The following is a 6643-nucleotide window of genomic DNA, read 5'->3' on the forward strand; positions in this document are numbered from 1 at the left end:
CTCTGTAATAAATCCGTGAAATTAGTGTTATGGCAGATTCAGTTATGGAAAACCGCGACTACACCCTAATCATCGACAAAAGTGGCAGCATGTCAACGCCCGACCAACCCGGTGGACAAACCCGTTGGTATACTGCCCAAGAGTCCACTCTCGCCCTTGCCAGAAAATGTGAACAGTTTGACCCCGATGGTATCACCATTTACCTCTTTTCCAGTCGGTTTAAACGCTACGATGGCGTTACCTCAGACAAAGTAGCGCAAATCTTCCAAGAAAATGACCCTATGGGGCGGACTGACTTGGCTAGTGTACTTCAGGATGCTATTAATAACTACTTTCAGCGCAAAACGGCGGGACAAACTAAACCCCAAGGGGAAACCATTTTAGTAATTACCGATGGAGAACCCGACGATCGCAAAGCCGTGATGCGAGTAATTGTGGAAGCGTCGCGTCAAATGGATCGGGATGAAGAATTAGCCATTTCCATGATTCAAGTGGGCAATGATTCCACAGCAACGCGATTTCTCAAGCTCCTTGATGATGAATTGCAAGGGGCGGGTGCTAAATTCGATATCGTTGACACCGTTACCCTCGATGATATGGCGGATATGACGTTACCCGAAATCTTGCTGAATGCCATTCAGGATTAATCCTCAAGCAGGGTGGGTTTACTCCAGTTATTAGTTTAATTAATAACGTGATCAGTCAAACCCGCCCCTACAACTTAATTTTCCTCGTTCCCTGTTCCCTTTATAGATTTTTGTTATGCCAGATCGAGATTACACCTTAATTATCGACAAAAGCGGTAGCATGTCCACACCAGATCAACCGGGTGGCAAAAGCCGTTGGGAAACGGTTCAGGAATCAACCTTAGCTGTTGCCCGAAAATGTGAACAGTTAGATGCTAATGGTATCACTGTTTACCTGTTTTCCAGTCGCTTTAGACGGTATGATAATGTTACCTCAGATAAAGTGACTCAAATTTTTCAAGAAAATGAACCGATGGGGCGTACTGACTTAGCCTCTGTCCTCAAAGATGCCACGGATAACTATTTTCAGCGCAAAGCCGCAGGAGAAGCAAAACCCGATGGAGAAACGATTTTAGTGGTTACTGATGGCGAACCCGATGATCGTAAAGCCGTGATGCGGGTGATTATTGAAGCATCGCGTCAAATGGATCGAGATGAGGAATTGGGAATTTCGCTGATGCAAGTTGGGAATGATCCCACAGCGAAGCGATTTCTCCAGATTCTGGATGACGAACTAGAAGGGGCGGGTGCTAAGTTTGATATTGCTGACACGATTACCCTAGATGACATGGCGGAGATGACGTTAGCGGAAGTCTTGGTGAACGCGATCGCGGATTAATCTCTTGACCACCGCTCATGCTGCATCGGGGTTAGCAGGCTTTTTTTGTTGTCCCCTCTCCTATGAAAAAGCAAACCAATCAATTCAGTCATCTCACCGCCAAAGACAGAGTTTATCTATCATTCCCTGGACAGCTTCTCCTCGAAACAAATCGGCTTCACGGTAAAATTCTAGACTTTGGTTGTGGCTTTGGCAATGATGTTAAACTTTTACAGCAAAAAGGCTTTGACATCACTGGGTATGACCCTTACTATTTCCCAGAATACCCCAATCATAAATTTGATACCATCCTATGCTTTTATGTTTTAAATGTTCTGTTTGCTGAAGAACAAGCAACTGTTCTCATGAACGTTTCACATTTGTTAAAACCGGGCGGAAAAGCTTATTATGCCGTGAGGCGGGATCTAAAAAAAGAAGGGTTTCGAGAACATTATATTCATAAAAAGCCGACGTATCAGTGCATAGTTAAACTGCCCTTCCAATCCCTTCACCTAGACGAGTATTGCGAAATTTACGAATACGTTCATTATAACTATCAAAGGCATTCTGAAAATAAGTGCCTCTTTTGCAACCCTCGGAAAAATCTCCGGATACTCACCGAGTCAGCAACGGCTTATGCCATGTTTGATGGTTATCCAGCTAGCATTGGTCATGTCTTGATTATTCCTAAACGTCATGTCGCCAATTATTTTGATCTGGACTTTAAAGAACAATCTGCCTGCTGGTTTATGGTAAACAAAGTGCAAGAATTTTTAAAGGATCAATTTCATCCGGATGGGTTTAATGTGGGAATCAACGTGAATAGAGAGGCGGGACAAAAGATGAGGCACACGAGTATTCATATTATCCCTCGTTACCAGGGGGATGTTACGGGAGCCAAAGGTGGAATCAGATATGCGATTCCAAAGGTTACAAGTTACCAGTTTGACCGGAAATGATATCATACCAAATCCGCCTTGAGTATCCCCTTTTTGCCATCTAATCCCCAATCTTATCTAATGATGAATCTGTAGCCGGAGAAGGTAGTGACCCAGTTGAACCTTGCCAGACCAAAGTTCATAGTCAAGTTCCAAATGTTGGGGTAAGGGGTGTCCCTCTAGTTTCAGCATCCGGGTATAGTTTCGCAGTTGCAAAGACTGATGGTTTTTCTTCGAGGTTCCCTGAAGCCAATAACGACTGATACCATACACCCCTCGCTCCCAACGGTGACGATAACTCAAGTTACCATTTGCCTGCATTGTCATAATCACCCGATAGGGGGAAATTTCTAGCCACAAAAGTCGGTGCAGAGTTCCCTTGACCCCATTAGTGGGATCAGTTTGAGGTGGGTGTAGCGATTCCCCTCCGGGGAGTGGGGGTTCTCTCAAGAGCAAATGAAAGCGATCGCGTTCTTTTTGATACAGTGTAGCCGCCGTTTCGATAGTGAACCAAATCGGCAGATCAGTCGATACAACCGAAAGACAAACCGGCAAGCGGTGATGTGTCAGCATGGATCTTGCAAGTGTAAGAGACAATTGACATCCTCCCCAAAATACTTCGTATTAGTTGGGGATTCCAAAAATCGCTTTTTGAATTTCCTGGTTCGCGGACACTTATCTAGGTCAATGACCGGAATCCGGGGATGAAAAGGCAACCAGATATAGCAGTAGACACATCGAGCAAGCACAAACAAACTATCTGGAGACGTAAGGCGTGGAACGTCTCCGGAGAATCTTATGTATCCTAACATCCTTGGCGGTTGCTATACCTCCTGATTCGTCGATATGCTCATTCTAGAGTACAAAGCCAAGAAAGGTAAAATCAGTGACCCGTGAGCAGTGACCGATTAATAATTAACGCCTGTCCCTACTTCATCCCCTTTTCCGCTTTTCTAGCTCGTCTGGCACTTTTGCCAAAGGCGAGAAATCCAAAAATCAGCCAAGCGATGAGAATTCCGCCCGTGAGAAACAACATGGAAACTAGACCGAATTTAGCAATAAGACTGGGTGCGGCTGCGGTGAATAATCCGCCGCCAACAATGGGTTCAAAAAACAACTGTTTGTAAGCAAAACTTTCAAAGGCACCCGATCGATTGTCGGGGTCAACCATTCGCAACAATAAAATACCTGTTGCGGTGACTCCCATGGATTGTCCCAAATCACCCAGACCCCGTTCAAACCAGTAGGAGGGAATCACGCGAGGGGCGAGATAAAGGAAGGCAAAAATGTTCCAAGCTATCCCAGCGATACTCAGAATAATAAAAGAACCAAGGTTGGCTCCGATTACAGTTAGAGAAATTGTTGCTAAGGCGGTAACGATGACGATATCTAAGGCTACCCCAGCAATATTATTCATTAGGGGTCGAATAATCAGCGGATGGAGTCCCAACCGTTCCATCAACAACTGCACAATAATCCCGCCAACCAGCGCCATGGGAAATAGGGGGACATAGGTCATCATTTCAAATCCCCCCCTCCCCCATGTCAAAGACTCGATCCAAATTAATCCATTAAGAATCAGCCAACCAATCGCGATCGCTAATCCGACAAAGCCGAAGTTCAGCGACAGCGGATCAACCAACATATTCCGCATCAATCGCGATCGCGCCCTCCGAATTTGCGGGGTTTCACTGTGGGTGTAATCCTCAAACCAGTCGGGTTCAGCCACGTTTTGCTGAACGCCTTGAACATAGCCTTTACGTCTCCCCCAATTAGCAAGTACTGTTCCCGTCACAATCCCCGACACAATCCCCACGGTTGCTAATCCTACAGCTAAGTCAGCGCCATCTGGAAAACCCAATTCTTGAAACGTTCCCGCCATCCCAGCGGCTGTACCATGTCCCCCTTCAAAGGCAATTTCAATTAAAGCCGCCGCCGTCGGATCAATATCAAAGAAGGGAATGAGGATCAGCATTGTTAGTAAAATACCTACTACATATTGCCCCCACGCCAGACTTTGACCAAATACCACTTGGGGTGCGGCTTTATTCCAGATGTCCCGTGGATTAGGAATCGATTCACCCAGAAACAAAGCGGCGAAGACAATATTGATGAACACCCCCGGAGACTGTGACCACACATCCCGAATGGATTCGGGGAATAAGCCATTTGCCAGGGGTGAAGTTGAACCTGCGATCGCACCGAGCACTTGAGGTCCCAACAACAGCGCCACCACACCGGCGACAATTGATTCGGGAATGTAGAGTTTCTGTATCCAGCGGACTTTTTGGTGAATCAACCGCCCGACTAGAATTAGAAGTGCAACCAAGATGAAGGCGAAAAGGGCATCTTTAAGATTAAGCATGGAAAAACCAACGATGCGGTAATGTTTGATTTTATCCTGTCTCCGTGTTTTTCAGATGCTTCATCCACTTTCAGGTGTGGACTACCTCGAATAATACAAAATCCGCCTTTGTTACTCCCTTTTGCCACAGCGATTAAAATCGCTGCTACACTTGCCCTTGCGTCCCCTTAAAAATAACTGAATTATAACGGGGGTGGGGAACCCGGATTTAGGATAAGAAGTAGAGACGTTGATTTACAGTAATTATAAAAACAACAAATTATATTTTTTAAGGGTAATCTTAACCCAACAAGCATTTTTGAAAAGGAAGTTTAATCGTCATCTGAGTTCCGACATTCGGTTGAGAAACACAGTCCAACTCACCGCCATGTTGACTCACTACAATTTGGTGAGCAATGGATAGTCCTAATCCTCTGCCTTTACCGACAGGTTTTGTGGTAAAAAATGGATCAAATATTCGAGGTTTTACAACTTCCGTTATACCCACTCCATTATCGATAATATGAATAATGACTTGATAGTTATCTTGAAGAGTTGTTTGAATTTTAATAATTGGGATATTTTTAAGGGAATAACCGTTAACTTTAGCTTTTTCTTTATCCCTTTCTAATGCCTCAATAGCATTATTAATAATGTGAAGAAAAACTTGATTAAGTTGTCCTGGATAGCATTCAAACAGGGGCAGATTGCCGTATTCTTTGATAATTTGAATCCACGGCTGTCCGGCTGAGTTTAATAACCGATATTGTACCAGAAAAAGAGCGCTTTCTATTCCTTCATGAATATCGACCGATTTGCGTTCAGCTTCATCGATTCGGGAAAACTTTCGCAACGATAGCACCAGTTCTCGCAGGCGTTCAGTGCCAATTTTCATCGAACCCAATATTTTGGGAAAGTCTTGGCTCAAAAAGTCAAGATTCACATCGGTTATTTTGTTTTGTAGACGAGGGCTAGGATTTGGATACTCCTGTTGATAAAATTCCACTAGCTCCAACAAGTCTTGGGTATAATATTCAATGTGGGATAAATTGCCATGAATAAATGTGACTGGGTTATTAATTTCATGAGCAATTCCAGCCACCATCCGACCCAAACTGGACATTTTTTCACTCTGAACTAATTGAGATTGAGTTTGCTTGAGTTCGTGGAGGGCTTGTGAGAATTGTTTGTTTAATTGACTCAGCCGCAGTCCCGAACGAACCCGGGCTTGCAATTCACTCGGTTCAATGGGTTTCGAGAGAAAATCATCCGCCCCCGAATCTAAACCTTGGACGCGATCGGCGACGTGTTCGCGTATGGTAAGTAGAATCAGAAAGATGGTTGCTAATTGCGGATCTGCCTTGATCCGACGGCAAACTTCTAAGCCATCGAGTTTGGGCATCATCCAATCGCAGATGATTAAGTCAGGTTGAAGTTTTTTGGTTTTTAGGAGTGCAGCTTCTCCATCTTCCGCCAGCAGCACTTCATGACCTTCACTTTCTAACAACTCTTGGAGAATGATTTGTACCGTTATATCATCATCAACGGCGAGGATTTTTGCCATGGTTATTTGTCATTTGTCATTTGTCATGTTTTAGGGAACTCTTAACAGGGAATAGGTAATTCATAATTCATCCATATCAGAACTCCTCCGTTGCGGGAAACCCCGTGTCTTCAGACCCGGGAGGAACACACGGTAGCGGTTTAAGAAGCCTCCAATATTGAAAAACCATAATTGTAACCATCCTTTTGATGAATTTGTTGACAGTATTTGTGGCTAATTCCTTGAATCAGCCCACCTGTTGTTGAAATATTGAAACTACCAGTAGAGCGAACTGCAACCCTCCCGGCGTAAGTTCCAACCTTTTTCCCATAAGTAACAACTGCTTTTACAATGTCACCAGTCTGAAAACCTTTGACTCGCTTTAATCTAGGCACATATCGACAAGGAAACCCAAACTTGTCAGTACGACACATTTGCCTAGAGCCATGACCAGTCGCTTTGATGCTCAAAGGC

General features: G+C 44.4%; 6 protein-coding genes and 1 pseudogene. 3 read left to right on the forward strand and 4 right to left on the reverse strand.

Features of this window, described 5'->3' with window-relative positions; all coding sequences use genetic code 11:
- Nucleotides 1–44 precede the first annotated feature (44 nt).
- The 3 genes from RID09_RS00530 to RID09_RS00540 all read left to right on the forward strand — a co-directional run bounded on the left by RID09_RS00530 (nt 45) and on the right by RID09_RS00540 (nt 2303).
- Nucleotides 45–647, forward strand: a complete 603-nt coding sequence (locus tag RID09_RS00530; RefSeq protein WP_446334006.1) for a vWA domain-containing protein — start codon at nt 45–47, stop codon at nt 645–647.
- Nucleotides 648–762: 115 nt separating this feature from the next.
- Nucleotides 763–1365 (forward strand): vWA domain-containing protein, encoded by a 603-nt coding sequence (locus RID09_RS00535; protein ID WP_446334000.1) that lies wholly within the window; start codon nt 763–765, stop codon nt 1363–1365.
- Between the two features lie 62 nt (nt 1366–1427).
- The gene (locus tag RID09_RS00540; RefSeq protein WP_446334001.1) at nt 1428–2303 is read left to right on the forward strand and encodes a bifunctional class I SAM-dependent methyltransferase/HIT family protein; all 876 of its coding nucleotides are present in this window, start codon (nt 1428–1430) and stop codon (nt 2301–2303) included.
- Between the two features lie 57 nt (nt 2304–2360).
- Here RID09_RS00540 and RID09_RS00545 read toward each other — a convergent pair whose 3' ends face one another.
- The 4 genes and pseudogenes from RID09_RS00545 to RID09_RS00560 form a co-directional block, all read right to left on the reverse strand.
- On the reverse strand, nt 2361–2855 hold the full coding sequence (locus tag RID09_RS00545) for a hypothetical protein (RefSeq protein WP_446334002.1): 495 nt from the start codon (nt 2853–2855) through the stop codon (nt 2361–2363).
- 355 nt (nt 2856–3210) lie between these two features.
- Nucleotides 3211–4647, reverse strand: coding sequence for a sodium/glutamate symporter (locus RID09_RS00550; protein ID WP_446334003.1), 1437 nt, complete (start codon nt 4645–4647; stop codon nt 3211–3213).
- A gap of 280 nt (nt 4648–4927) precedes the next feature.
- Nucleotides 4928–6190, reverse strand: coding sequence for a sensor histidine kinase (locus RID09_RS00555; RefSeq protein ID WP_446334004.1), 1263 nt, complete (start codon nt 6188–6190; stop codon nt 4928–4930).
- A 140-nt stretch (nt 6191–6330) separates the two neighbouring features.
- Nucleotides 6331–6643, reverse strand: a pseudogene (locus tag RID09_RS00560) (RNA-guided endonuclease IscB); the annotation flags it as partial.

Source organism: Coleofasciculus sp. G1-WW12-02 (assembly GCF_040219735.1).
GTDB lineage: Bacteria > Cyanobacteriota > Cyanobacteriia > Cyanobacteriales > Coleofasciculaceae > Coleofasciculus.